At 56.5% G+C, this 25,932-nt stretch carries 20 protein-coding genes; 9 read left to right on the top strand and 11 right to left on the bottom strand.

Annotated elements, in window-relative coordinates:
- Window positions 1-250 precede the first annotated feature (250 nt).
- Window positions 251-1,069, top strand: a complete 819-nt coding sequence (locus ACMGGH_RS01690; protein ID WP_155026355.1) for a DUF4225 domain-containing protein — start codon at window positions 251-253, stop codon at window positions 1,067-1,069.
- On the opposite strand, the gene ACMGGH_RS01695 is transcribed toward ACMGGH_RS01690, so the two are convergent.
- The 3 genes from ACMGGH_RS01695 to ACMGGH_RS01705 all read right to left on the bottom strand — a co-directional run bounded on the left by ACMGGH_RS01695 (window position 1,047) and on the right by ACMGGH_RS01705 (window position 4,194).
- A complete protein-coding gene (locus ACMGGH_RS01695; RefSeq protein WP_045630641.1) occupies window positions 1,047-1,373 on the bottom strand; it encodes a hypothetical protein in 327 nt (108 codons plus the stop codon). The genes ACMGGH_RS01690 and ACMGGH_RS01695 overlap by 23 nt on opposite strands.
- A gap of 404 nt (window positions 1,374-1,777) precedes the next feature.
- On the bottom strand, window positions 1,778-3,565 hold the full coding sequence (locus ACMGGH_RS01700) for a hybrid sensor histidine kinase/response regulator (RefSeq protein ID WP_049138310.1): 1,788 nt from the start codon (window positions 3,563-3,565) through the stop codon (window positions 1,778-1,780).
- Window positions 3,562-4,194, bottom strand: a complete 633-nt coding sequence (locus ACMGGH_RS01705; protein WP_028014393.1) for a response regulator transcription factor — start codon at window positions 4,192-4,194, stop codon at window positions 3,562-3,564. Before ACMGGH_RS01705 ends, ACMGGH_RS01700 begins: the two co-directional genes overlap by 4 nt.
- Window positions 4,195-4,369: 175 nt before the next feature.
- Between ACMGGH_RS01705 and ACMGGH_RS01710 the strand changes: the two genes are divergently transcribed.
- A complete protein-coding gene (locus ACMGGH_RS01710; RefSeq protein ID WP_028014394.1) occupies window positions 4,370-4,684 on the top strand; it encodes a lipoprotein in 315 nt (104 codons plus the stop codon).
- A gap of 114 nt (window positions 4,685-4,798) precedes the next feature.
- Window positions 4,799-7,816 carry an autotransporter outer membrane beta-barrel domain-containing protein gene (locus ACMGGH_RS01715; RefSeq protein WP_028014395.1) on the top strand — a complete coding sequence of 1,006 codons (3,018 nt, stop codon included), beginning with the start codon at window positions 4,799-4,801 and terminating at the stop codon, window positions 7,814-7,816.
- A 61-nt stretch (window positions 7,817-7,877) separates the two neighbouring features.
- Here ACMGGH_RS01715 and ACMGGH_RS01720 read toward each other — a convergent pair whose 3' ends face one another.
- The gene (locus tag ACMGGH_RS01720; protein ID WP_045260784.1) at window positions 7,878-8,405 is read right to left on the bottom strand and encodes a helix-turn-helix domain-containing protein; all 528 of its coding nucleotides are present in this window, start codon (window positions 8,403-8,405) and stop codon (window positions 7,878-7,880) included.
- Window positions 8,406-9,078: 673 nt separating this feature from the next.
- Between ACMGGH_RS01720 and pgaA the strand changes: the two genes are divergently transcribed.
- From pgaA to pgaD, 4 genes are read left to right on the top strand one after another with little or no spacing between them, the layout of a single operon-like run.
- Entirely contained in the window at window positions 9,079-11,517 is a 2,439-nt protein-coding gene (pgaA, locus tag ACMGGH_RS01725) for a poly-beta-1,6 N-acetyl-D-glucosamine export porin PgaA (RefSeq protein WP_232948954.1), read from the top strand.
- Between the two features lie 8 nt (window positions 11,518-11,525).
- A complete protein-coding gene (gene pgaB / locus ACMGGH_RS01730) occupies window positions 11,526-13,463 on the top strand; it encodes a poly-beta-1,6-N-acetyl-D-glucosamine N-deacetylase PgaB (protein WP_232948955.1) in 1,938 nt (645 codons plus the stop codon).
- Complete coding sequence (gene pgaC / locus ACMGGH_RS01735; protein ID WP_193052535.1) at window positions 13,456-14,787, top strand: poly-beta-1,6-N-acetyl-D-glucosamine synthase; 1,332 nt, start codon at window positions 13,456-13,458, stop codon at window positions 14,785-14,787. The genes pgaB and pgaC overlap by 8 nt, the downstream gene beginning before the upstream one ends.
- Window positions 14,784-15,218 carry a poly-beta-1,6-N-acetyl-D-glucosamine biosynthesis protein PgaD gene (gene pgaD, locus ACMGGH_RS01740; RefSeq protein ID WP_045260787.1) on the top strand — a complete coding sequence of 145 codons (435 nt, stop codon included), beginning with the start codon at window positions 14,784-14,786 and terminating at the stop codon, window positions 15,216-15,218. Before pgaC ends, pgaD begins: the two co-directional genes overlap by 4 nt.
- A 54-nt stretch (window positions 15,219-15,272) precedes the next feature.
- On the opposite strand, the gene gss is transcribed toward pgaD, so the two are convergent.
- From gss to ACMGGH_RS01770, 6 genes are all read right to left on the bottom strand, one after another.
- Window positions 15,273-17,135 carry a bifunctional glutathionylspermidine amidase/synthase gene (gene gss / locus ACMGGH_RS01745; protein ID WP_232948956.1) on the bottom strand — a complete coding sequence of 621 codons (1,863 nt, stop codon included), beginning with the start codon at window positions 17,133-17,135 and terminating at the stop codon, window positions 15,273-15,275.
- Between the two features lie 116 nt (window positions 17,136-17,251).
- Window positions 17,252-18,223 (bottom strand): ABC transporter ATP-binding protein, encoded by a 972-nt coding sequence (locus ACMGGH_RS01750; protein WP_232948957.1) that lies wholly within the window; start codon window positions 18,221-18,223, stop codon window positions 17,252-17,254.
- Window positions 18,220-19,194 carry an ABC transporter ATP-binding protein gene (locus ACMGGH_RS01755; protein WP_047367402.1) on the bottom strand — a complete coding sequence of 325 codons (975 nt, stop codon included), beginning with the start codon at window positions 19,192-19,194 and terminating at the stop codon, window positions 18,220-18,222. The genes ACMGGH_RS01750 and ACMGGH_RS01755 overlap by 4 nt, the downstream gene beginning before the upstream one ends.
- The gene (locus ACMGGH_RS01760; RefSeq protein ID WP_028014404.1) at window positions 19,187-20,032 is read right to left on the bottom strand and encodes an ABC transporter permease; all 846 of its coding nucleotides are present in this window, start codon (window positions 20,030-20,032) and stop codon (window positions 19,187-19,189) included. Before ACMGGH_RS01760 ends, ACMGGH_RS01755 begins: the two co-directional genes overlap by 8 nt.
- A 4-nt stretch (window positions 20,033-20,036) precedes the next feature.
- Window positions 20,037-20,990, bottom strand: coding sequence for an ABC transporter permease (locus ACMGGH_RS01765; protein WP_232948958.1), 954 nt, complete (start codon window positions 20,988-20,990; stop codon window positions 20,037-20,039).
- Between the two features lie 44 nt (window positions 20,991-21,034).
- Window positions 21,035-22,624 (bottom strand): ABC transporter substrate-binding protein, encoded by a 1,590-nt coding sequence (locus ACMGGH_RS01770; RefSeq protein WP_193050806.1) that lies wholly within the window; start codon window positions 22,622-22,624, stop codon window positions 21,035-21,037.
- Window positions 22,625-22,869: 245 nt separating this feature from the next.
- Between ACMGGH_RS01770 and yghU the strand changes: the two genes are divergently transcribed.
- Together yghU and ACMGGH_RS01780 are read left to right on the top strand one after the other, a co-directional pair.
- Window positions 22,870-23,736 (top strand): glutathione-dependent disulfide-bond oxidoreductase, encoded by an 867-nt coding sequence (gene yghU / locus ACMGGH_RS01775; protein ID WP_028014407.1) that lies wholly within the window; start codon window positions 22,870-22,872, stop codon window positions 23,734-23,736.
- Window positions 23,737-23,894: 158 nt separating this feature from the next.
- Complete coding sequence (locus ACMGGH_RS01780) at window positions 23,895-24,227, top strand: YMGG-like glycine zipper-containing protein (RefSeq protein ID WP_041908148.1); 333 nt, start codon at window positions 23,895-23,897, stop codon at window positions 24,225-24,227.
- 49 nt (window positions 24,228-24,276) lie between these two features.
- On the opposite strand, the gene ACMGGH_RS01785 is transcribed toward ACMGGH_RS01780, so the two are convergent.
- On the bottom strand, window positions 24,277-25,824 hold the full coding sequence (locus ACMGGH_RS01785) for a methyl-accepting chemotaxis protein (protein ID WP_045260793.1): 1,548 nt from the start codon (window positions 25,822-25,824) through the stop codon (window positions 24,277-24,279).
- Between the last annotated feature and the right edge of the window lie 108 nt (window positions 25,825-25,932).

Here is a 25,932-nt window from a genome sequence, read left to right on the forward strand (position 1 = left end):
TAGATTGATTGGTGGTAAATCCATCCGGGACATCCTGAAAAGTGACCTGTCGGCGTTCCGTACACTGCTGGAACAGGCCCAGGCTAACCGCAGTAAAGTAGGCCGAGGAACGAAGCTGTAAAAAGCGACTTCTACTTCAGACACCGTAACCACATTGCTACTATATTGTGTGTGCGTTGGCACGCATGGCTGTCAGGGGGGCGTTTATCAGTCTAAGCAGAGGCCGGTAAAGCAATTGAGAGGAACTACAATGGATGCAGCATTACTTAACATGATGCGCTCAGGTGGAAGAAATAAAGCCTGGGCGGAAACGATGGTGAATATGGAAGCCAGGAAACTGGTAAATACAGCCAACACTCTGTCGGCTTTTCATCTCAGCGATAGTTTGACTCGAATGAAGTTTGTTCAGGAAATTCGGGACCTCATAGAAGAACAATTTACGTTAGCTCGTCGGGCTAAATCAGATGAAGAATGCATGGAATGCGTTAAAACTCTCAGAGAAGAAAACAGTAACCTGCTGGAACAAGCGCGTTTATTAAGAACGAAGGCAGCGAAGCTTTACGCTAAAGTCGAGTTTATCCGAGAGAATAACAAAATTGTTGGGTATGTGATCTCGGCTGTTAGTGTTGTCCTGGCCGGTGCTGAAATAGCCGCAGGATTTACCCTCATAGGCACTATGACCCCTCTCGGGGTTCTTGCTGGTGCGATTCTGGTTACTGACGGGGCAAACAGCATCAGTAAAGAAGTGGCTCGCTACGCAACTAACAACACTACCAGTGAAGGGCTGGTCGCGAATGCCGCGATGTCTACAGCTGAGTTTATGGGCTTTAGTCGTGAGAATGGGTTAGGTGTCTACAAATCAATTTCACTGGCCGCTAATGCGTACACCATTTTTGGCTTGTTACGGCGACCTGGTACCTGGCGACTGTTTCGTTATCTCCCTGCTGACTATTACCGAAAGGTGAGCACACTGAGCCGCCCGCAGCTTACAATGAAAATAGCGGGTTATGGCGTGAAAGCTAAGATTATTTTTGATCTGTTGTCCGTCAGCGACCCGTCCCAGAATTAGTCAGCATTTTACGATAACGCCAGGATTTGTAGCCAAGTTTTGCTGGCGTTATATACCAGATGAAAGGTAGTACAATCAATAACGTGAGTGCAAGTGTCAGGCTTGTATCCTTGGATGCAAGTAAAAGAGTTAAAGCCAGTATGATGAAGGCAATAATAGTTATCCACTTCATAGCCTTAAAACGATTGGCCAGATCATGAGTTACGCTATCAAACGAACCACCGTAATTTTCAATATTGTTTTTTAGCTTTTGAATATCTCGTTTGCTAAAACCTGATTTTAAAAGTGCCTCTTCGCTGGTCATTCTGTTATCCGTCCCATAACTCACTGAAACCTGTGACGAAGTTTAACTTAATTTGGCGGATAAATCGCTACCTGGCGATATTCATCAAATTTATATATATCAACGAGTTGAAGATATCTTAGAGTATACGCTCGAAAACTGACATTATTGCCCACTGCGGAACTTCGCTGGTAGCAACTCTAATGACTCCTTCGGGGCCGTTTCCAACATCTCCCGCCCTGCCCGGTAGAAGCAACATGCAGATCACCACAGGAGGCTGAATCATGCATGATGAAATCATTAATCAGGCCCGCGAAATCCTCCCTCAGCGGCTCAACCATACCGACACATTGGCATCACAGCAGGACACCGCGTACTATCTGGCCCAACAGTGAAGCGCAACGCTGCTGTTGTTATCTATTCCCCTATCCACGACATTCTGACCACTGCGTCAGCAGCGCATGCAGTTTAGCCGGCTCCAGAGGCTTGCGCAGCACCAGATACCCTTCCTGCTCCGCCTCCAGCAGAACAGGCGAATTAAATTCGCCGCTGACCATCGCGCCGCTCATGTCCGGCAGACGTTCAAAAAGCGCTTTCAGGATGTCGAAGCCGCTTTCGCCGGATCGCAGGCGCTGGTCGCACAGCACGGCGAACGGGGTGAAGCCGTCGTCGATGATGGCGAACGCTTCTTCAGCGGAGGCCGCGCAGCGCACCTTGATTCCCCAAACGCTCATCAGGCTCTCCCAGGCTGACGTCACCAGCGGGTCGTCATCGACGACCAGGCAAGAACCGCGCAGCGGCGCATAGCGTACCGGCGCAGAGGCGTTGTTATCGGCGGGCGGGATGTCCGTCGCGATCTCTTCGCCAGCATATTGAGTGAAGCGCATCCAGAAGCGTGAGCCTTTACCTTCTATGGATTGCATCCCGTACTTCACCTTCATCAGCCTGGCACAGCGGGCAACCACGGCGAGGCCCAGCCCGTGTCCGGCGCTGTCGATCTTCCAGGCCAGTTCGGGGCGGTAATAAGGGGAGAAGATTTTACCTTTCTCGTCATCAGCGATACCGACACCCGTGTCCCACACCTCCACCAGGCACTCGTCACCGCGCGGTCGGATGGCAACCAGCACGCCGCCCTGCTGCGTGTAGCGAAGGGCGTTTTGAATCAGGTTAATCAGCGATTGTCGCACCAGCAGCGGGTCGCCCATCACGTGGATGCGGCGTTTGGGTCGACGGGTGGACAGCCTAAGTGCACGGCTGTTGGCCTCTTCGCGAAACAGCGTGATCACCGAGTCGAGCAGAGCGCCGATGTCCACTTTGGTAGGGGCAGTGAGCACTTTTCCGGATTCAATCTTGCTGAGGTCGAGCAGAGAATTGAACATCAAATGCACCGAGCGAACGCTCTGCTGCAGGTCAAGCAGCTGGGGCGTCAGGCTGTCGTCCCGGTTTCGGTGGATAATCGCTTCAATCAAAAATCCCATGGCGTGTACCGGCTGACGCAGGTCGTGGCTGGCTGTCGTCAGGAACTGATTTTTATCCAGCAGCGCCTGCTCCGCTTCCTCTTTGGCCTGGCGAAACTGTTCTGCCAGGCGTGAGCTTTTTTCCTCAAGCAGCGCTTGCTGAATAAAGTACGCGTGCGACGTTAACGCATGGCGGTAAATGGCGAAGCCGTACAGCAGGTTCAGCATCAGCACAATGAAAATCAGCTCGTCCAGCCGCCAGATGATGCCGATATTCAATACTCCCCAGGAGGCGAAGAAAAAACACGTAAAGGTGCTGATGACTGGCGTCAGATGCGTCGCATTGGCAGCGACGATGGCGGCAATACTGATATTAAGGAGCAGGAAAAAGTCAAAGTTCTGCGTCTGCGGAGTAATTAAATAGAGAGATGAAATCCCCAGCCCGTGAATAAAAGCGATCTTATTTATGCGCGGAAGCCAGCGGCGCAGGACGTCCTCTTCATCATGCTCTTTCACTTCGCGCTGGTAGCGTCGGTGCAATATGCGGATTGCCACGGCACATAGCAGGTAAATAATTATCCAGATAATGGTTGGGCCAAGTTCATCGCCCAGCAAATAGATCCAGATGGCAAAAGGAATACCGACAAATGGCACTGCGCTAAAGCTGAACACCAGCCGCAAAAAAGTGTTGTTTAGCAAACGGATCTGCGCGGGAGATGAGATACCATCTTTCTGTAAGCTCTGGAAAAATCTCATTCTGATGATTCCCGCTTGCCATGCAGAAGCGTGATAGCTTCGACCCGGCTGTTAACGCCTATCTTTTTCAATATATTGCTGATGTGTTCTTTGACCGTGGGCTCAGAAATTGAAAGCTGCGCGGCGATTCGTTTATTTGGAAGGCCGCGCATAATCATATTTAAAACGTCTATTTGTCGCGGCGTTAAGTTAAATTTACTTAACTTCTCATTATTCGATTCAACGGGAAAATCGTTTCTCTCAGGAAACCAGGTCAGATTATCAAGGAGTGCACAAACGGCCCGTGAGAACATTTCAGGCGGTTCGCTTTTCAATACAAATCCGTGTCCCCCGGCGGCGTGAACTTTCTGCCAGATGTCATTATTGTCGTCCCCGCTGACCACCAGGAACCGTACCTGTGGGTAATGTTGTTTTACTTCTTTGAGTAATTTCAGTGCCGTTCCGGACGAAAGCCAAAAATCGATTACCAGCAAACGCGGCGGGCCATTATCCCTAATTTGACGGTAGCAATCTTCCTCATTCGTCACCACGCTCGCCTGCTTAAACTGGCAATGTGAAATCAGAAAATTAGCGATGCCGCTTGCTACCAATGGATGGTCATCAACGACCAACGCATAATTCTGCCCCAAAGGATCCTCCTTTTACCTTCGCATATCTGAGTGTACAGATGAATTATTATCTACCCACCCTACTTTAGGAGGGTTTTTTCGATTAGGAAAGGGAAATATATTATTCGCTGATTTGGGTAATTGAAAACATAAATACAATCAGTGAAATTAACTGATTGGATATCAAGGATAATTTATGAAAAAACCACTCATCTTTTTAAGCGTTACGTTGATGCTCGCCGGTTGTTCCACGCTAAAAACCGATCAGGCTATTCCACTCCTGCAGGCGGAGACCGCTAAAATGCTGGGGTTGGGCTCATCGGATGAAATAACCGTGACCAATGTTAATGGCGCCCAGCCGGACGCACTGGGAGGGCAAAAACTGTCTTATCGCGCTACGACGGAAAAAGGGCGTATTTTCGATTGCTCATCAATGATGATGCCGGGGATTTTAGGATCCGCCCCGACGCTCAGCGCACCAACCTGTACCCCTGTTGTCACGCATAAATAATTAACGGCAAATGAAAAGGCGTACATAAATAACGCCTTTTATATTTTCTGACGTATCTGAGTTTTCATAAAAACGATTTTCCAGACATCACGCTAATGAGTACGGAGATAGCCCGTGAATAACTCTACATCGCATGCTTTAGCGGTTAAGACGCCGCTTTCCAGACTTTACCTCGCTCTATTTTCCGCGCCACTGTTACTGCTTTCACCTGCCGATTTCGCGCGTGCAGCCGATGCCATTTTTGATGGCGAGGCGCGTATAACCGAAACGCTGGGTTACACCGGAGATGTTTACGTTGGACGTAATCAACCCGGAAACCTGCTGATTGATAATGGCAAAATCACCGCCTATAACATCAACATCGGTCGGCTGTTCGACGGCCAAATTTATGAAAGCGTGGTCACGGTCCGTGGGCCAAACGCTGAACTTAACGCAGTCAACGATCAGTACGTCCTGCGCGGCGACCTGAATCTTGGCCTCGGCACCCTGCGAGTCGAAGAAGGCGCGCTGGCCAGCGCAAAAGAAATTGTTGTCGGCACCACCCGCGGCTACGACAGCCACCTTATCGCCACTGGCGCCGGCTCTCGCGTGACCAGTAATTTTCTCAGCGTAGGTACCGATCTGGGGGCACGCTCCACGCTGGCGATTGAAGACGGCGCGGCGCTCAGCACCGCCTACGATGCGCGCATCGGCAACGGTACCGGGCCGGGTGAAACCGACACGCTAAGCCCGAAAGCCACCGTCACGGGGAGCGGCTCACAGTGGAACGTTGGCCGTACGTTGACGCTTTATGGCGACCTGGACGTGCTGAACGGCGGTGCGGTTAACGTTGGCGGCGTGCAGGTGGCGGGCGTCTCCGGGGCAGGTAAAACCGCCGAGCTGGTTATTGCGGGCAAAGACTCGCGCTTTACCAGCGGCAGCAGCGTGAGCGTGGGCGATTATGGCAATGGCGTGCTGTCGGTGATTGACGGCGGTTCATTTTCCGCTGGCAGCAATACGCTGATCGTGGGGACCTCGGGTTCCGGCTCGAACCGGGGTGCGCTCATTATCGGCAGCCGCGGCAATATGGACACCGGAACGGGTTTAACTGAGCCAACGCTTGGCACAGCGGGCGGCGCGGGTACTCTTGATGCGAATACGGCAATCAGCCTGCGCGGCGGGCTGTTCGGCAGCTATGTCTACTTCAACCATACCGATGAAAATTACGTCTTCAGCAACAAGATGAGTGGCGAAGGTGAAGTGATCAATACTTCCGGGCAGACAACGCTGAATGGCGATCTTTCAGCCCTTCAGGCGAACGTGACCGCGCGCGGTGGCAAAGTCATTATCGCCAGCAACATCAACACCCAGCCAGAAGACGATATTTTTGATATTCAGACCCTTAGCGCCGAGAACGGCGGGACGCTGATCCTCAACGCGACGGCGGGATCCGACGTTAGCAACGGGCTGGGCTACAGCAGCGCCGCCTCAATCAAGGCCGGCGGAACGCTGGGAGGGAACGGCACGCTGGGTCAGACCGAGATCCTTTCCGGCGGGCATATCTCGCCAGGGGATGGTGATATCGGCACGCTGACGCTGAAACGTTATCTGAATTTTGTAGGTGACTCTTTCTATGACGTCGATATCGCCGGTGATGGCCGCAGCGACCAGCTGCTGGTCGCAGGCAAAACGACCATCAGCGACCGGGCTCAGGTACAGGTCACTGCGCTGGATCCGCAAACCAGCTACAAAACGGGCCAAAGCTACCGCATTTTAACCTCCGACGGGGGGATTGACGGTCAGTTCGCGGGGGCGGTGTCTAAATCCGCCTTCCTGGACGTGGCGCTCAACCAGAGTACCAACGCCGTCGATCTGACCATCGCGCAGAAAGAGACCGGTGGCGAGAATCCGGGAGGCGAAAACCCGGGAGGTGAAAATCCAGGAGGAGGAAACCCAGGAGGAGGAAACCCAGGCGGTGAGAACCCGGGCGGAGAAAACCCTGGCAGTGAGAATCCGGGCAGCGGCAAGCCGGGGATTTTCCAGACCGTCGCCAAAAGCAGCAACCAGTGGAATACCGCCGGCGCGCTCTCCACCCTGACGCAAAGCGGCCCGTCGCTGGCGCTGTATAACTCGCTGCTGGTACTCAGCGCGCCGGAAGCGCGCGAGGCGTTCAACCAGCTGTCCGGTGAAGTTTATCCGTCAATGCAGTCCAACCTGATCGCCGGCAGCACGCAGGTGTTTAACGTCTTAAACCAGCGTATGCAGCGCGCGTTTGATAACGACAGCCTGCCGATACCACCGTTAGCGATGTCGCTGGTGCAGCAGCCGGAGCCGCAAAACAATGGCGTCTGGGGCCAGACCTTCAGCTCCTGGAGCCGAAACGACGGCGACGGTAACGTGGGCAAGCTGGACGGCAACACCACCGGCTTCCTGCTGGGGGCAGATCGCAAGCTGGCGGATCATAACGTGCGTGTCGGTGGCTACTTCGGCTACAGCCGCGGTGATTACGACGTCGACAGCCGTCGTTCCTCAACGGATACCGATAACTACCACCTTGGCCTGTATGCGGCGGGTCAACAGGATGCGTTCTCCCTTCGCGGCGCGCTGGGTTACACCTGGCACAAGATCGAAGGCGAGCGCAGCGTTGATTTCAGCGGCTTCTCGGATCGGCTGAAGTCGGATTACGACGCCAACTCGCTGCTGGCATTCACCGAAGCGGGCTACCGCTTCGGCCAGCCTGATATGAATATCGAGCCGTTCGTCAATTTATCGTACATTCGACTGCATACCGACAGCTTCAGGGAAGACGGCGGTGCCGCCGCGCTGAGCGTGCGTAACGAAACGATGAATACCTTTTACTCCACCCTCGGGGTGCGCGGTGTGACCGAGCTGCCAAAGAACGTGAACCTCTACGGTTCGTTGGGCTGGCAGCACGCCTATGGCGATAAGAATACCTCTTCGCGCATGGCGTTTGCGGGCAGCGACGCGTTCATTACTCAGGGGCAGGCCGTGGATGAGGACGTGATGGTGGGTGATATCGGCGTGAGCGTACAGCTGTCGCGTGCTGCGACGCTGGATGTGGGTTATCAGGGGCAATATGGTGCGGATACCCGCGTCAACTCGGTTAACGCTAATCTGCGCTGGTCGTTCTGAATTATTTCCAGTAAAAGAACCCGCCCTTGTGGCGGGTTTTTGCTTTTAGGCTCTCAGGAATTCAGGGATCGTTCCCAACCGCATCCAGCAGTTTGTTTTTAAAGATAAACAAACACGCCTCGTTGAAGTTCTCCGCCCCCAGGCGTTCCGACAGCGCCGTCCGTTTGCGATAGAGGCTCTTCACCGACGTGTTCAGCTCATCGGCAATCGCTTCCATCGACATCCCTGCCCTCAACAACCGCAGCATGATCGCTTCGTGCGTGCCAAGCCGTAAGTTAAGCAGCCATTTAGTGGTCAGACGCCTGCCCTTCATATTGAGCACCAGGTTAAATAACGATGCCATATCCGGCGCCGTAAGCGACGTATTCATAAACAACTTCATACTGAGTAGATTCTCCTCGCGATGTCGCATATCCAGCATAACGCAGCAGATCGTTTTTTTTGTTCTGGCCGGATGGCGTATCAGGTAATCATATAAACGGAGCGGAGAACGGCTATCAATCAACACAGAATATTCATCTGCACCGTTATCAAATATGTTTCTGTCAATCGAGTCGAGCAGGATAATATCCGGGAAAAATAGCCTCATCCCCCTGACAAGATAGCGATCCTGGGTCACTAACACTATTGAAGTTGCCACTAACCATCCCTTTTAGATTAAAGCAAGAACGCACCTTCAGAAAGAAGGCCGCCTTCGTTTTATAGCGCTGTAATATTAACGACAATATGTATTCTGGCGTTGAACATCCCTCAATACAGACATTGATGAGTAAGACTTCCTGTAGACTTTCATTCAATGGCTGGCGTTAATTATAAATAAAAAACAATCGCAGAAAAGTCACTTCGCTGAACATTAAGACTTTTTGTCATGAAACTTCCCAAACATGCACCAGAAAGTACTTTAATTGCTACAATAAAACCTCGCCAGGAATATAAACAAACTCAAAAAGACATAAATAAAACACATTAATATCAAATAGTTACAAATACATATTCAATTCAAAATAATCACAAAAGACATCTCATTCCAGAATTATCCCAAAACTACCCCTCTGCTTTTCACCATATTTATCCGGCAACATATCAGGTGTACATTACCTTCCACCCAGTTCCCAAAGAGGAGGTTCCATAATTACCTTAAAGTAAGTACCCCATAACGTTACTGCATTCAGATTTAATGTTCTCATTTATGGCCTTTAACGCAGAGTTAAAAGGCGGCCGTGTTATGCAATGGATTCATGATAAACAAATGGCAAATAGATATGGAAAGATCGCTTCGCTTCAATACGTTATTCTTTTATCGCGCCCCAGGATTATTGTTTCTGCTATTTCTGTTTCCTGTTCTCGTTCAGGCAACGGAATCCGTTTATGAGCAACAGATTCAACAGGCACGTAACGGTAATTACACGCCGTTTCTCAATTATCTTCAGCGGTATCAGCAACAGCATGCTCTGACGCCCGAGCAAGTGGCGGACTGGCTACAGGTGGCTGCGTGGGCAGGTCGTCATGACGAGGTGATTCAGCTCTGGCAGCGCTATGGCATTTATATGCCGCTGCCCGCTCGCGGCGTTGCGGCTGTCGCGCAGGCCAGAAGAGATCAAAAAGCGTGGCAGCCTGCCTTATCACTGTGGAAAGAGGCGCTTAGCCTTGCGCCACATAATGACGATTATCGTATCGGCTATATCAAAACCCTGGCCGATGCCCGCATGGATACGCTCGCTCTGCAGGAAGCCCGCAAGCTGGTGACGGAGGATCCCTCTCCGGCGCATCTTCAGACGCTTTCGTACGTCTGGTTACGCCAGGGAAAAAGCTGGGATCGGCTTTTAGCGGACACGCGCGCGCTGACCCTCGCGCCGGAGAATAAAGCGCTCCTTAGCGAGCTGATTGACGCGCTAACGGATAACCGGGTGAGTACTCCCGCGCTGATGCTGTCACAAAGGGTAACGCTGACCCCCGCGCAGCGCCGCCGTCTGGAGCTTAATGCCGCCGCAGAATGGGTTCGCCTTGCCGACGTGCCTGGCAGAACGGAAAAGGAGCGCCTGCAGCTGGCGCAAACGGCACTGAATCGTTACGACGCCCTGCTCTCACGCTGGCAACACGAACCGCAGGCAGCGGAAGACATCATCCTCGCCCGTATCGACAGGCTGGGTGCGCTGTACGCGCATGGCGATTACCCGCAGGTCATCCGTGAATATCAGGCGCTGACGGAGGCGCAGCATCCGGTGCCGGGCTGGGCCATCGGCTGGGCGATCTCCGCGTATCTGCAGGAGAAAAACGCCACTGCCGCCTTCTCGCTGTTGCAATGCTATCCGCAATACGCCGCCGATCCGCAGGACGAGGAGCATGCGCTTTTCTACGCCTGGCTGGACACGGGGCAGTATCAGGCCGCTCGCCAGTACGTAGAGCGCCAGACCCGCAGCGTTCCGTGGATCCGCTACGATTTCGGCTCGCCCACTCCGCAGCCCAACGATCGGTGGCTTACCGGGCAGTCGCTCAAATTTAACTATTTGCTCTCAACCAACGCCCTGCCGGATGCGGATAAGCTGGCGCACCGTCTGGCCACAACGGCGCCGGGCAATCAGGGGCTGCAGATTGACTATGCCACCCTGCTTCAGGCACGGGGCCAGCCGCGCGCGGCCGAGCAAACGTTAAAAAGGGCGGAGGCGCTGGAGCCATCTAATCTGGAGCTGGAACAGCAGCAGGCTTACGTCGCCATGGATCTGCAGGAGTGGCGCCAGATGGATTTACTGGCCGACGACGTGCTTGCCCGCGCACCCGTTGCTCGCAGCGCCAGGCGTCTGGACAGGCTCAGAACGGTGCATCACATGTCCGAGCTGCGCCTTAACGCGAGCAAGGGCTTGCACTCCGATAACCCCATCAGCGGGACGCACGACCTGAACGGGGATGCCACGCTCTATGGTCCACCGGTAGCGGATAGCTGGCGGCTGTTTGCGGGTACCCGCTATGCGCAAGGTAATTTCGATGAAGGCAAAGGCACCAGCCGTCACCTCCTGGGCGGCGTCGAGTGGCGTCCTCGCGACCTCCAGCTCGAAGCCGAGGTATCCAGCAACCGCTATCACGGTGAAAACAAGCCAGGTGCTCGCCTCTCAACCACGTACTTTCTCAATGATAACTGGCAGTTCAGCGGCAGCCTTGAACGCTTATCCCGCACCGCGCCGCTACGGGCATTACGCAACGGGATTAGCGCCAACCGGGGTGAAGGCGGGATCCGCTGGTATCAAAACGAGCGCCGTGAGTACCAGTTCAGCGCCGCCGTCAGCCGCTTCTCAGACCATAATCGCCGACAGGAATACACCCTTACCGGTAAGGAGCGTCTCTGGCAGACCCCGACCCTGACGCTGGATCTTGAACCGGGGATCGCCGCCAGTAAAAACAGCCTGCGGGACACGCTCTATTACAACCCGGCGCGGGATCTGTCCGTGACGGCCGCCCTGTCCGTGGACCATGAGATGTACCGCCATTACGACACCCTCTGGAGCCAGCAGTTGGTGGCGGGAGGCGGCAGCTACTGGCAGAAAAACCAGTCCGTTGGCGCCATCGCCCTGCTGGGCTACGGGCAACGCGTCCAGTGGAATAACGTCATTGATACCGGCGTGATGCTGAACTGGGATAAACGCCCTTACGACGGCAAACGCGAGAGCAACCTCTCCCTCACGCTTGACGCGACTTTACGCTTTTAAGGATGAATATGCTGAACACACGTTTTTCCGTGAGCCTGATCCTCATCGGCTGGCTCTGCCTCAGCGCGAGCGTCTGGGCGCAGGCAATCTCGTTCATTGCGCCCAGCGAGCGGCCGCAGCCGGAGGCGAGCAAACCCTGGCCGCAGAACCAGTTTCTGGTGCTGGCCTACCACGACGTCGAAGACGATGCCGCCGATCAGCGCTACCTCTCCGTGCGCACCAGCGCGCTAAACGAGCAGATTAGCTGGCTTCTGCACAACGGCTATCACGCCATCAGCGTGCAGGACATTCTGGACGCGCATGACGGCAAAAAATCGCTGCCGCCGAAAGCCGTTCTGCTCAGCTTTGACGACGGCTACAGCAGCTTCTACACCCGCGTCTGGCCGCTGCTTAAGGCCTGGAACGTGCCTGCGCTCTGGGCGCCGGTGGGCAGCTGGGTGGATACGCCAGCAAACCAGAAGGTGAACTTTGGCGGCCTGATGACGCCCCGGGATCGCTTCGCGACCTGGGACATGGTGCGCGAGCTCAGCCAGTCTCCGCTGGTTGAGATCGGATCGCATACCTGGGCCTCGCATTACGGCATCGTCGCCAACCCGCAGGGCAGCCGGGAACCGGCCATCGCCAACCGCTTTTATGATAAAGCGACGGGGCGCTATGAAACTGACCAGCAGTTCAGCCAGCGGATCGACGATGACGTCCGCAAGGTGACGGAGAAAATCGCGCAGGTGACGGGCAAAGCGCCGCGCGCCTGGGTCTGGCCTTACGGTGCCGCCAGCGGTACGTCGCTCGCCATCGCCAGGCAGCAGGGCTATCGGCTGGCCTTTACTCTGGAGGACGGGCTGGGTGACGTGCGCAATCTCGGTAGCATTCCCCGTTTGCTGATCGCCGGCAACCCCTCGCTCAAAGCGTTTGCCAGTTCGGTCAGCCGGGTTCAGGAGCGCGATCCCGTGCGCGTGATGCACGTCGATCTCGACTACGTTTACGATCCCGATCCGGCTCAGCAGACCCAAAACATCAACAGGCTGATCCAGAGGGTCTACGACATGAAAATCAGCCACGTCTTCCTGCAGGCGTTTGCCGACCCGCAGGGCGATGGCAGGATCAGGGCGCTCTATTTCCCCAACCGCCGGCTTCCGGTCCGGGCCGATCTCTTTAACTTCGTATCCTGGCAGCTGCAAACCCGCGCGGGGGTGAAGGTCTACGCGTGGATGCCGGTGCTCTCGTTCGATCTCGATCCTGCCCTGCCGCGCGTGCAGCGCCGGGACGATCGAACCGGCCAGCTGCGCGAGGCCAATGAGCCCTACATCAGGCTTTCACCGTGGGACCCGCAGGTTCGCCTGCAGGTGACGGAAATCTATGAAGATCTGGCCCGCTATGCCAGCTTCAACGGGATCCTGTTCCATGACGATGCGGTACTGACGGACGTTGACGCTGCCGGGCAGGACACGACGCGCCAGAAAAGCCGGAGGCTTATCGGATTTACCCGCGCTCTGAGCCAGGCGGTGAAGCACATCCGCGGCCCGCAGATAAAAACCGCGCGCAATATGTTCGTCCTTCCCATTCTGCAGCCCGAAAGCGAAGCGTGGTTTGCGCAGAATCTCGATGATTTTCTGGCGGCCTATGACTGGACGGTGCCCATGGCAATGCCGCTGATGGAGTCCGTTCCGGCGAACGAGAGCAATGCCTGGCTGACGCGTTTGATCAAGGCCGTCGCCGCGCGGCCCGGCGCGCTGGATAAAACCATTTTCGAGCTGCAGGCCAGAGACTGGGAGCAGAAGCCGCAGCGCGCCGTCTCCGACAGTCAGCTTGCGGCGTGGATGCGCGTCCTCCAGCTGAACGGCATCAAAAACTACGGCTACTACCCTGACGATTTCATCAATAACCAGCCTGATATCTCGCGCATCAGGCCCGTCTTTTCTTCCTACTGGTACCCTGACAATGACTGATCGCATAATCGCCTTTTCAATTTTGTGTCTGGTATTCGGGCTGCCGTTAGGGATGGCCGCCCTCTTTACCGGCGAGCTGATTCTGGATTTTGTCTTCTTCTGGCCGCTGTTTATGTCCGTGCTCTGGGTCACCGGTGGCCTCTATTTCTGGTTTCAGCTTGAACGCCGCTGGTCGTGGGATAAAGACACGCCCGCCCCGACGCTCGCCGGCGAGCCGCTCATCTCAATTCTGATCCCCTGCTTCAATGAGGAAAGAAACGCCAGAGAGACCATCAGCGCCGCGCTGGCTCAGCGATACGAGAATATTGAAGTGATCGCCATCAACGACGGCTCGTCTGATAACACCGCGCAGGTGCTGCAGCAGCTGGCGCTGGAGCAGCCGCGCCTGCGGGTGATTAACCTCGCGGAGAACCAGGGAAAAGCCGTGGCGCTCAAAGCCGGGGCGGCGGCGGCCCGGGGCGATCTGCTGGTCTGCATTGACGGCGACGCTCTGCTCGACCGCGACACCGCGGCCTATCTGGTCGCGCCGCTGATTCAGTATCCCCACGTCGGGGCGGTTACCGGGAACCCGCGCATTCGCACGCGCTCCACGCTGATTGGCCGCATTCAGGTTGGCGAGTTTTCGTCCATCATTGGGCTCATCAAGCGGACGCAGCGGATCTATGGCCGGGTCTTTACCGTCTCCGGCGTCATCGCCGCCTTTCGTCGGCAGGCGCTGGCGGACGTCGGGTACTGGAGCCCGGACATGATCACCGAAGACATCGACATCAGCTGGAAGCTCCAGCTGCGCCACTGGGATATCTTTTTCGAGCCGCGGGCGCTGTGCTGGATCCTAATGCCGGAGACGCTGAAGGGCCTGTGGAAGCAGCGTCTGCGCTGGGCACAGGGCGGCGCGGAGGTATTTCTGGTCAACCTGCGCAAGATGGTGCGCTGGGAGCATCACCGCATGTGGCCCCTGTTTCTGGAGTACGCGCTGTCAACGCTGTGGGCCTTCGCGTATGCGATAACGGTGCTGCTGTACATCATCAGCCACGTCGCGCCCATTCCCGCCAGGCTGACCGTTGAAACCCTGTTTCCCCCGGCGTTTACCGGGCTGCTGCTGGGCGTGATGTGCCTGCTGCAGTTCCTGGTCAGCTTGTACATCGAGCGGCGCTATGAGCGCAAGGTGGCCAGCTCGCTTTTCTGGGTGATTTGGTTCCCGATGGTCTACTGGATGATTGGTCTGTTCACCACCCTCGTCGCATTTCCAAAAGTCATGCTTAAACGTCAGCGCGCCCGCGCGCGCTGGATCAGTCCGGACAGGGGAAAAGGAAGCCTTCAATGAACGAAAATACCTTAATTTTGACTGAACATCGGTTGCTGCCACGACTTTTTGATGCCGCGTTAACCGTGGTGGCGTGGGGCGGGTTTCTGTTCTTCCTGTATGCCAGGCTGTGGATGCAGTTAACCGAGGAGAGCGACCACCGGTGGAGCGTGATTATTGCCTCCTTTAATACGGTGTTGATCTATTTGCTGTTCGCCGCGCTCAACGGCTGGCTGCTGATTTTGTGGTATCAGTACAACCGCCGCCGCGCGAACGTAAGACGACGTCAGCCGGGCTTGTTGCATCATGACGAACTTGCCCGCAGCTTTAACGTCTCACCGCAGCTCATCTCGGAGATGAGCCAGCACAACCTGCTGACGGTTTATCATGACCAGATTGGACGCATCATCGAATTGAAAACCAGCGCGCAGCAGGACGAGGAAGCGCAGTAACAAAAAGCCCCCACAGAGAATACCCTGCGGGGGCTTTTTTAGCGCAGATGCTCGTTACTTATCCTTGAGTACAATCAGCGGCTCGATATCGCTCTCTTTTTTCACCACCAGCGAGTCATCACCGCGCAGGCAGGTCCCGCCGTAATTTCCGCCCACGGTAAAGGTACAGACCTGAATGTACTTGCCGTCGACGTTTGGCAGGCACCAGAGCTGCTGGTAGATATTTTTGCGGTCAACAAACTTGCCGCTGGATTTATCCAGCAGCTCGTCCTGGGCGCTGATGAGATCGATATTGCTGCCGCAGCGTCCGGCAATCGGCTTGACGGCGTATCCGGTCTGCTTCAGCAGGTCATTCACCTCAAAATCGGTGTCGAGCAGGTAGCGGTGGTTCGGGAACAGCTGCCACAGGACCGGAAGAATCGCCTTGTTGCCGGGAATAACGGTCCACAGCGGTTCAAAGACCAGCACTTCCGGGCGCAGCAGAACATCAATCAGGCGCACTTCGCCCTCAGGATGCCCGGTGCGGATCGGCACGGCGGCGTATTCGGTTTCGCTGACCTCGCGGATCTGCTCTATCGCCGTCTCCCACGCCCAGGTTTTCCACACGCAGTTGACGTGACGACCTTCGTCGTCAATCAGCTGCCCGGAGGCATCCCAGCTCAGGGCGCCAAGCCCGTGCAGAATTTTGGTTTCAAATCCGGCCTGCAGCAGAGAACGCTGGATAAAGAGCGCGTGATAGTCCTCTTCGACATCGTTGTCCTGCATGATGTGGACGAACGGCCGGGCGTGGCTGTGCTTCCATGCGCCGGTCAGCTCTTCCAGCAGGCCTTCCGCCGGGTTGTGCCCGCTGCCGCGATAGCCGTTTTTGACCCACTCTTCGAGGATCAACCCGCCTTCTGTGTGACAAGACGCGGAGTCGGCATTGTACTCGTAGACCTTAATCCCGCGCTCATCCATGCAGAAATCCATACGACCGGTGATCATATGGTGGCGGCGCCACTGCCAGGAGAGGCGCAGGCGCGGCCAGAGGATTTTCGGGATGTCGAACAGCGCCAGCAGATTGTCGTCTTTCAGCACCTTGTCCGTCGCGTGCAGGTACATCAGGTGCAGTTCGTTGGTGGCCTTGATCAGCTCCTGCTCGGCGCTTTCGGTGATGGTGAAATACTGGCAGGGATCTTTGTTGATCACATGGCCGTTCGCACGGATATACGCCTGCTGCAGCGCGTCATTTTCGTTTAGCCATTTTCCGTCGAACTGACGTTTGTTTTTCAGCCGCGCGCCGCTGATTTTCAGCAGTTCACCGTCCGGTTCAGGCTGGGGAATGCTGTGCTCCGTGTCGTCCGTCTGGATCATCCAGCCGAGAATTTCGGTATCGCTGAAGGTGTCATGAAGGGTATAGCAGCCATTCTCCACGGTCATGCGCAGCTCGCGCGTCCACTGCTGCCCGAGCGGCAGCGGGGAGTGAATCACGTTCTGCTCCGCAATACGCACCTTATCGTCGAGAAGCTGGGTGATCACCGCAACGTGGCCGGTCTCATGAAACTCGCCGCCTTTTTGCCAGATCAGCAGCGCCCCGGCGCGCGGCGCGCGCTTCGAGCCGTTGGCAAAAGCCTGAAGGGGCAGAATGTTATCGTTCACCACCTGGCGTAAAAAGCGCAGGGAGAAAATTTCCCATGCCATGCCGACGTCGGTAAACACGAAGCCATAGTTGAGGAACAGGAAACGGCGGGCAAACTCAACGCACTGCCATTTGTGGCCCATGTATTCGTTGCCGATATAGCTGCGAAAGTCCGCGTCTTCCGGGTAGTTACGCGGGTCCAGACTGCCGTAATTTGAAGAGTAAATCGCCACGCCACCTGGCGCATAGCCTAACAACGTCCCGAATGGCGCATCACTGCTTAACTTTCCTTTACGCATGTATCCAACCTAAAACAGGCAGGCGGCAATTTTTTATGGGTTGTCGTCGTCTGCACGTTGTAATTAACCTGACAGAGGAGCGTTTATCATACACCTGCGCGACGCGTGAATAACATTTAAAACAGCCAGCATGCCGCGAAATGCCCTGGCGCGATCTCCTGCATCGCAGGCTCCTGCGTCTGGCAAACCGGCATGGCGTGCGGGCAGCGGCTGCAGAACTTACAGCCCGGCAGCGCGGACGTGGGGCCTGGAATGTCGCCGCGCAGGGTGGCGTCGTCGAGGTTGCGAATACGCGGATCGGGCTGGGGAACCGCCGCCAGCAGCGCGCGGGTGTAAGGGTGTGCCGGGCGCTGATACAGTTCATTCGCCGGGGCCACCTCTACCAGTTTGCCGAGATACATCACCCCAATGCGGCTGGAGATATGGCGCACCATGGAGAGATCGTGGGCGATAAACAGATAGGTTAGCCCCAACTCCTGCTGCAGGTCCTGCAAAATATTCACCACCTGCGCCTGCACCGATACGTCCAGCGCCGAGAGCGGCTCATCGCACAGCACAAATTCAGGATGCACGGACAACGCGCGGGCAATACTGATGCGCTGACGCTGCCCGCCGCTGAACTCATGCGGGAACCGTTCAAGGTGTTCGTGCTTCAGCCCCACTTTGTAGAGCAGCGTTTCCGTACGTTCTCGCTGTTCTTCGCGGCTGTAGCCGTGGATCTGCATCGGTTCGGCCACCAGCTGTCGCACCGTCATACCGGGGTTGAGCGAGGAGTAAGGATCCTGAAAAATTGCCTGCATCCGCTTACGCAGCGGCTTGAGCTCTCTTTCGCGGGCGTGGGCGATTGCCTGTCCGGCAAAGTGGATCTCGCCCGCGGTGATATCGAAAAGGCGCAGTATGGCGCGCCCGAGGGTGGATTTTCCGCAGCCGGACTCCCCCACCAGGCCAAACGTCTCGCCGGACTGGATATCAAAGCTCACGCCATCAACCGCCTTCACGGCCACGCCTTTACGCAGCAAACCGCCGTTGAGCGGATAGTGCTTGCGCAGATCGCGCACGCTCACTAATGGCGCCTGTTGTTCACTCATGCCTGAATCTCCTCGGCCCATAGCCAGCAGGCGGCGCGATGGCCCTCTCCGGCGGTGTAAAATGCGGGTTGCCGTTCACACTGGGGCATGCGCTTCGGGCAGCGTTCCGCAAATGGACAGCCCGGCGGCGGGTTAAGCAGGCCAGGCGGCGAACCTTCAATGGGCGATAAACGCTGATTCACCTCATCCGGGCGCGGCAGCGAGGCCAGCAGACCCTGGGTGTAAGGATGCGCAGGGCGATAAAAAATGTCCTCCACGCTCCCCTCCTCCATCACCAGGCCGCCGTACATCACCACCACGCGGCTGCAGACCTGTGCCACCACGCCGAGATCGTGGGTGATCAGCAAAATCGCGGTCCGGGTCTGCTGTTGCAGACTTTTCAGCAGGCGCAGGATCTGCGCCTGAATGGTCACGTCCAGCGCGGTGGTCGGCTCATCGGCAATAAGAAGCTTCGGATTGCAGGAGAGCGCAATAGCGATCATCACCCGCTGGCGCATCCCGCCGCTGAACTCGTGGGGATACTGGTCGTATCGGCGTTCCGCTTCAGCAATGCCCACCTGATCCAGCATGGCTATTGCTGCCGCTTTGGCCGCTTTTTTCGACAGTTTTTTATTTCGCACCAGGATCTCAGACATCTGCTTGCCGATAGTGAGCACCGGGTTCAGGGCGGTCATCGGATCCTGAAAAATCATCGCGATCTCGTTGCCGCGAATGGCACGCATCTGCGCGGGCGTTTTCTGCGCCAGGTCCTCATTCTGGAAGCGAATGCTGCCGCCGGTTATCCGTCCGTTGCTCCCCAGAAGCTGGATAATCGACTTACAGGTGACGCTTTTCCCGCAGCCCGACTCGCCGACGATACCGACGAGTTCCCCCGGCTGAACCTGAAAGCTCACGCCGCGCACCGCGTGAACCTCGCCCTCGCGGGTGCGGAACGTGGTTTGCAGGTTCTCAAGCGCTAATAAGTTACTCATCGCGATTTGCTCCCGGCTCAAAGGCGGTACGGAACACATCGCCCAGCACGTTAAAGCTGAACACCGTCAGCAGGATCAGAATGCCGGGGAACATCGCCAGCCACGACGCTTCGCCAATATAAGACTGGGCGTTGTTAAGCATGCTTCCCCATGATGCCGCCGGTGCCTGCACGCCCAGCCCTAAGAAGCTGAGCGTAGACTCCATCAGAATGGCCGAGGCGATATTCAGCGTGGCCGCCACGATAATGGTCGGCAGCACGCCGGGAATGATGTGGCGCACGATAATACGCAGCGGATGCGCTCCCGACGCGCGGGCATAAAGCACGTACTCGCGCTCTTTCACCGATAGGGTTTCAGCACGCACCAGACGCGACATGTTCATCCACGTCAGCAGGCTGATAATCAGAATGATGTTATCCACGCCCGGCTTGAGGTAAGCATTCACCACCAGCAGCAGGAAGAAGGCCGGAATGGCCATCAGGATATCCACGGCGCGCATCATCAGGTTATCCAGCCAGCCGCCAAAATAGCCGCTCACCGTTCCTACCACCGTGCCGATAAGCGTGGAAAAGAGCATGGCAAGAAAACCGACCATCAGGGAGATCTGGCCGCCGTACAGCGCGCGGGTAAAGTAGTCGCGCCCGTATTCGTCGGTGCCGAACCAGTGCGCGGCATCCGGCGGCAACGTGCGCGCGCCGAGCGCCATCCGATCTGGATCGTACGGACTTAACCCCGCACAGAGCGCGGCGACAACGAAAATAAAAAGCACAAACAGGGAGAACTGCGCCGGACGGTTGCGGCGCAGCTGGTGACGAACCTGCTGCCAGCGTCTGCTCATCCGGTTACCTCAGCGTACGAATGCGGGGATCGGCGAAGCGATAAAGCACGTCGGCGATCAGGTTACCGACGATCAGCATTATCGACGAGAGCATGATGATCGCCATAATCAGCGGGTAGTCCAGCGAGGCGATCGACTGGATCCCGAGCAGCCCCATCCCCGGCCAGGAGAAGACGCTTTCCGTCACATAGGCCCCCACAATCAGCTCACCGAACGACAATCCGAACAGGGTGATCACCGGCAGCAGCACGTTTTTCAGCACGTGGCGGAACAGAATGCTGGAACGCGTGGCGCCGTAGGCCAGCTGGGTCTGCACGTAGTCGGCCGAGAGCTGCGAGATGGTGTTGGAGCGGATGTAGCGTACGTAGCTGGAAAGATTATAAAACGTGAGCGCAATACACGGCAGCACGCCGTGGCGCAGCAGATCCAGCGCATTATCTTCCATGCCGATGGTGCGCATCCCCATGCTGGGGAACCAGTTAAGCTGCACGGCAAAAACGGTGATGAGCAAAATGCCGAACCAGAAAATCGGTACCGAGATGCCGATATAGGCAAACAGGTTCAACAGGTGATCCAGCCAGCGGTGCTTAAATGCCCCCGCCAGCAGCCCCAGCGGGATCGCCAGCACGATAGCCATCAGCAGCGACGCCCCCATCAGCCCCAGCGTGGCCGGAATGCGTTCGACGATCATCTCCAGCACCGGGCGGTGGTAAATCAACGAATAGCCGAGATCGCCCTGCAGGACGCTTTTCAGCCACAAGACGTACTGCGTGACCAGCGGCTTATCCAGCCCCAGGCTCTGGCGAATTCGCTCAATATCTTCCGGCGCCATACGCGGCGTGATGTACGCGGCCACGGGGTCGCCGGGCGCGAGCTTGACCAGCAAAAACGCCACCAGCGAAATAATGAAAAGCATCGGCAGCAGCTGCAGCAGCCGACGCGTGAGGAGTGTGTTCACGACGTGCCCTTAAAAGGCCCCGATCTTACGACCGGGGCAACAGCCTATTTTTGATAAATTTTTGACAGATCCTGGAACAGATAAACCGGCTTCGGCTCCGCTTCCTTCGTGCCGCCGAAGCGTTTATCCACGGCGACGGTCGCATTGGTGTAGGCGATCGGGTAGTAGGTCATCTCGTTCGCCACGGTCTGCTGAATTTGCTTGTAGATATCGGCACGTTTCGCGGCGTCGGTTTCCACGGCACCTTTATCCCACAGGGCATCAAACTGCGGATTTTTGTAGTGCGCGTAGTTATAGGCTTCGTTGCTCATGAACAGCGATTTGTAACCGTCCGGCTCTGCTCCCATAATGTAGCCGCCCAGGTTCAGTTCCCACGCGGTGTTGTTCATATCAAGACTGCGCTGAGACATGGCATTGGAGTCCAGCGGCATCAGCTCCACGTTCACCCCAATGCCCTTCAGCGCCTGCTGAATGTAGAGCGCCATGCTCTCCTGGGTTTTGTTGGTGTTCACATACGCCAAGCGTAGCTTGAGATTATCCGGCGCGCCGGACGTCTTCAGCAGGTCTTTGGCTTTTTGCAGATCGAATTTGTACTGTTCAATGTCATCCGTCTTGTAAAGCGTATCTGGCGTCAGGAACGAGGTTGCCGGTTTAGCGTAGTCCAGCGAGGTAAACGCGGTCTGGGTTAGCTCGTCTTTGTTGATGGCGTACGCGATGGCCTGACGCAGCGCTTTGCTCTTCATCACCGCCACGTTCTGGTTGAACGTCATATAGGCCAGACGGCCTTCCGGATAGACCACGAAGTCAAATTTCCCGGTATTTTTCAGGCGGTTCACATCCTGCGGGTCAACCATCTTGAGGTTGATTTCACCGTTTTGCAGCGCCAGGTTGGCGGCGTTGCTGTCTTTGGCGAAACGGTAGGTGACGGAATCGAGCTTCGGTTTGCCGTTCCAGTAATCGTCGAAGCGCGTAAGGGCGTAATACTGACCGGCGCGATACTCTTTAAATTTGAACGGCCCGGAACCGACCGGCGCATCGTTTTTGGTGCTCTTTTCCAGGTCGCCTTCACCGGCGAACACGTGCTGCGGGATCGGGTAGATCTGCACCAGGGTGCCGGTAAAGGCCGCGCTGACCTGCGGTAAGGTGAACTTAACGGTGCGCTCATCAACCTTGCTCACTTCAACAGGCTTGCCGCCGTAGGTAAACATGCTGCGGAAGAAGCTGTGCTGTTTGGCATCCAGCAGCTTATTGAAGGTGAAGACCACGTCGTCCGCCGTCAGCGGCTGGCCGTCCTGCCATTTTAGGTTGGGTTTTAGCGTCAGGGTATAGCTCAGGTTGTCGGCAGAAGGCGTCAGGCTTTCCGCCAGGCCCCACTCAATGTTGCCGTTATTAAAGCTGTACAGCGGGGCATAAAGCGCCTGCATGATGGTTAATGTTGTGCGGTCGCTGGCGTAGAGCGGATTAACAGCTAACGGGTCGCCGGAGGTAATCCCGATAATAAGCGAACCGCCCTCTTTTGGCGCGTCGCTTTTTGCCGCCGCGGCCGAATTTGTCTCTTTATTTTTCGCATCATCACAGCCCGCCAGGCCTAACGCGAGCGAAACGACCACTGCCGATAACAGAAGCTTGCGCATCTCACTAACCCCTTGCCTTATAAAGTGTTTATTACTGCATCTTTTATTTATGTTGAAGCATCATATTCAGCTTTAGCGGTTTACGCATTAATTATGAAAATGCGATTTTCGATTAAGCTTATGCCGGATTTGATATATATAAGCAGCAGAAGGAATAGCGGTTAATTGCTTGCGCTCACAACGTTAAACGCTTCACAAATCTCCTGCTACACTGCCTCAACACATCACTAAAAAGGCAGGCCAACATGTCAGACAACACGTATCAGCCACCCAAAGTGTGGGAATGGAAAAAGAACGGCGGCGGCGCGTTCGCCAACATCAACCGTCCAATTTCCGGCGCAACGCATGAGAAAGATCTTCCTGTCGGCTCTCACCCGCTGCAGCTCTACTCGCTGGGCACACCGAACGGCCAGAAGGTGACGATCATGCTCGAAGAGCTGCTGGCGCTGGGCGTGACGGGCGCGGAATACGATGCGTGGTTGATCCGCATCGGCGAGGGCGACCAGTTCTCCAGCGGGTTTGTCGATGTGAACCCGAACTCGAAAATACCGGCGCTGCGTGACCACTCCACGAACCCGCCAACGCGCGTTTTTGAATCCGGCAATATCCTGCTCTATCTGGCGGAGAAATTCGGCCACTTCCTGCCGAAAGATCCGGCGGGACGCACCGAGACGCTGAACTGGCTGTTTTGGCTCCAGGGCGCGGCACCGTTCCTCGGCGGTGGCTTTGGCCACTTCTACAACTACGCACCGGTGAAGATTGAGTACGCGATTGACCGCTTCACCATGGAAGCTAAGCGCCTGTTCGACGTGCTGGATAAACAGCTGGCGCGCGGTCGCTACGTGGCGGGTGAGGAGTACACCATCGCGGATATGGCGATCTGGCCGTGGTTCGGTTGCGTGGCGCTGGGCAGCGTCTATAACGCCGCCGAGTTCCTGGACGCGGAGAAGTATACCAACGTCCAGCGCTGGGCGAAGGACGTGGCGAACCGCCATGCGGTTAAGCGCGGTCGCATCGTTAACCGCACCAGCGGCGAGCTGAACGAACAGCTCCACGAACGCCACGCGGCGAGCGACTTCGATACCAATACGGAAGACAAGCGTCAGGCGTAACGTTCCGCCGGGCGGCTCCCCGCCCGGCAGCCGCGATCCTTGCCCAGGGCATCATTAGCCTAAAGGTTGAGTGGCTATTGCTGGCACTATCTGGACGTTTTTCTCACCTCAGAATGAGAAACGCCGTATCAACTGACAGCAGTCACAAAGGATCTGTTATGAAACTTATTAAAACAACGCTGGTTATCAGCGCCCTCATTTTTTCCACCTCGGGAATGGCCATCGACAAAACCGCCGCCGGCGCGGTAGCAGGTGCTGCTATTGGCGCAGCCACGGGCAAAGATCTGAAATCAACCGTGGGCGGTGCCGTGGTTGGCGCAGGCACGGGTGCAATGTTCAAAAACGGCGAAAAAGGCAAAGACGCACGTAAGGGCGGTGCCGTGGGTGCCGTCGTTGGCGCGGGCGCGGCTGCGGTGACGGGCAATAGCGTGCTGAAAGGCGCGGCCGTGGGTGCCGGCACGGGCGCGCTGATCGGTGAAGCGACGCACTAACAGCATCGGGAAAAGAAAGAAGTAAGGCCGCATCAGGCGGCCTGTTGTGTTATGCCGTCAGGCGGAACTTCTGCACCGAACGCTGAAGCTCTTCGGTCTGGCGTTCCAGCGCCGCGGCTGCCGCGGAAACCTCTTCGACCAGCGAGGCGTTCTGCTGGGTGACGCCGTCCATCTGCGTAATGGCAATCCCGACCTGCGAAATGCCCTTACTTTGCTCCTCAGAAGCCGACGCGATTTGCTTCATAATGGTCGTCACCTCCGTCACGTCGCGCAAAATCGCATCCATGGTGGTGCCGGTGTCGCTCACCAGCTGCGCACCCTGCTCGACGCGGGTCACGGAATCGGTAATCAGACCCTCAATTTCTTTTGCCGCATTGGCGCTTCGGCTTGCCAGGTTGCGGACTTCACCCGCCACTACGGCGAATCCACGCCCCTGCTCGCCCGCGCGCGCCGCTTCTACGGCCGCATTGAGCGCCAGAATATTGGTCTGGAAGGCAATGCTGTTGATGACGTTGGTGATTTCAGCAATTTTCTTCGAGCTTTCCGAAATACCGCTCATGGTGGTGACCACCTCTTCCACCAGCGAGCCGCCGCGGCTGGCGGTGGTTGAGGCCACATCGGCAAGCTGGCTGGCCTGACGCGCGCTTTCGGCGTTCAGCTTCACGGTAGCGGTCAGCTGTTCCATGCTGGCCGCCGTCTCTTCCAGCGCGGCAGCCTGCTCTTCGGTACGGGAAGAGAGATCGTTGTTGCCGCTGGAGATCTCCGTCGCGCCGCGCCAGATATTCTCACTGCCGGAGCGAATGGTGCTGACCGCTTCACGCAGGCTGTCCTGCATGGCGCTCAGCAACGGCACCAACTGTCCCACGCAGTTGCGGCCGAAAGGCGCAATGGGCTGGCTGAGATCGCCCTGGGCAATCTGGCGAAACTGCTGGCGAATGCGCTCCAGCGGTTTGACCAGCATCGCCACCAGGTAGCGGTCGGTAAAGAGCAGGATCAGCAGGCCGATAATGGTGGCGACGATAATAACCGTGCGGGTCATGCTGGTCAGGCCGTCGACCACCATGCGGGTGCTGTCGAGCGTCTTCGCGGCGGCATTATTGAACTTCTCGGCGGCGGCACCGAACGCACGGCTTAGCGGCGGCGTAACGTTGTTGGCCTGCTGGCGGTAGCCGTCCAGGGTCGCCTGCTTCGCCTGCTCCATTTGCGGCGTCACGCCCTGTTCAAGCAGCGCCTGCCAGGCACCGATCACCTGCGCAGAGACCTGCTCATCCATTGGGCCAGGCGAGATCGCCTTCATTTCGGCCAGTTTCTTACCCATGTTGTCCAGCGCCTGTTGGGCAGAGGACAAATCCGGCGTGCCGCCAGCGGCTTTGACCTCCATGGCGCGGCTCAGACGGGTCACAAAGCGGAAATACTGATCGTTGCCCTGGCTGAGCACCATCATCTGTTTGACCAGTTGGCGATCGACTTCATTGCCGTCTGATACCCGTGACAGGGACCAGGTGCTGTACAGCCCGACGCCCGCCCACATTAAACAAAAAATCCCGAGGATCGTCAGCATGACGAAACGGATCGTGAAATTACGGAGCATATTCATAAGTCTTCCTTGCCGTGAGGGTGAATTCGCCCAGAGGCGAGTGCTACTCTCGTTATCGGCAGGGTGCAGGGAAATTATAACCTTTTGTGATTATTTTTAGTTAGCGTG

This window comes from Enterobacter sp. BNK-16, from assembly GCF_048684955.1.
Lineage (GTDB): Bacteria > Pseudomonadota > Gammaproteobacteria > Enterobacterales > Enterobacteriaceae > Enterobacter > Enterobacter bugandensis.

Bases quoted from the DNA above. Each gene is read 5' to 3' on its own strand.
- ACMGGH_RS01690 (WP_155026355.1), top strand. From the start codon at position 251: ATGGATGCAGCATTACTTAACATGATGCGCTCAGGTGGAAGAAATAAA.
- ACMGGH_RS01695 (WP_045630641.1), bottom strand. From the start codon at position 1,373: ATGACCAGCGAAGAGGCACTTTTAAAATCAGGTTTTAGCAAACGAGAT.
- ACMGGH_RS01700 (WP_049138310.1), bottom strand. From the start codon at position 3,565: ATGAGATTTTTCCAGAGCTTACAGAAAGATGGTATCTCATCTCCCGCG.
- ACMGGH_RS01710 (WP_028014394.1), top strand. From the start codon at position 4,370: ATGAAAAAACCACTCATCTTTTTAAGCGTTACGTTGATGCTCGCCGGT.
- ACMGGH_RS01720 (WP_045260784.1), bottom strand. From the start codon at position 8,405: ATGAGGCTATTTTTCCCGGATATTATCCTGCTCGACTCGATTGACAGA.
- pgaA (WP_232948954.1), top strand. From the start codon at position 9,079: ATGGAAAGATCGCTTCGCTTCAATACGTTATTCTTTTATCGCGCCCCA.
- pgaB (WP_232948955.1), top strand. From the start codon at position 11,526: ATGCTGAACACACGTTTTTCCGTGAGCCTGATCCTCATCGGCTGGCTC.
- pgaC (WP_193052535.1), top strand. From the start codon at position 13,456: ATGACTGATCGCATAATCGCCTTTTCAATTTTGTGTCTGGTATTCGGG.
- pgaD (WP_045260787.1), top strand. From the start codon at position 14,784: ATGAACGAAAATACCTTAATTTTGACTGAACATCGGTTGCTGCCACGA.
- gss (WP_232948956.1), bottom strand. From the start codon at position 17,135: ATGCGTAAAGGAAAGTTAAGCAGTGATGCGCCATTCGGGACGTTGTTA.
- ACMGGH_RS01750 (WP_232948957.1), bottom strand. From the start codon at position 18,223: ATGAGTGAACAACAGGCGCCATTAGTGAGCGTGCGCGATCTGCGCAAG.
- ACMGGH_RS01755 (WP_047367402.1), bottom strand. From the start codon at position 19,194: ATGAGTAACTTATTAGCGCTTGAGAACCTGCAAACCACGTTCCGCACC.
- ACMGGH_RS01760 (WP_028014404.1), bottom strand. From the start codon at position 20,032: ATGAGCAGACGCTGGCAGCAGGTTCGTCACCAGCTGCGCCGCAACCGT.
- ACMGGH_RS01770 (WP_193050806.1), bottom strand. From the start codon at position 22,624: ATGCGCAAGCTTCTGTTATCGGCAGTGGTCGTTTCGCTCGCGTTAGGC.
- yghU (WP_028014407.1), top strand. From the start codon at position 22,870: ATGTCAGACAACACGTATCAGCCACCCAAAGTGTGGGAATGGAAAAAG.
- ACMGGH_RS01780 (WP_041908148.1), top strand. From the start codon at position 23,895: ATGAAACTTATTAAAACAACGCTGGTTATCAGCGCCCTCATTTTTTCC.
- ACMGGH_RS01785 (WP_045260793.1), bottom strand. From the start codon at position 25,824: ATGAATATGCTCCGTAATTTCACGATCCGTTTCGTCATGCTGACGATC.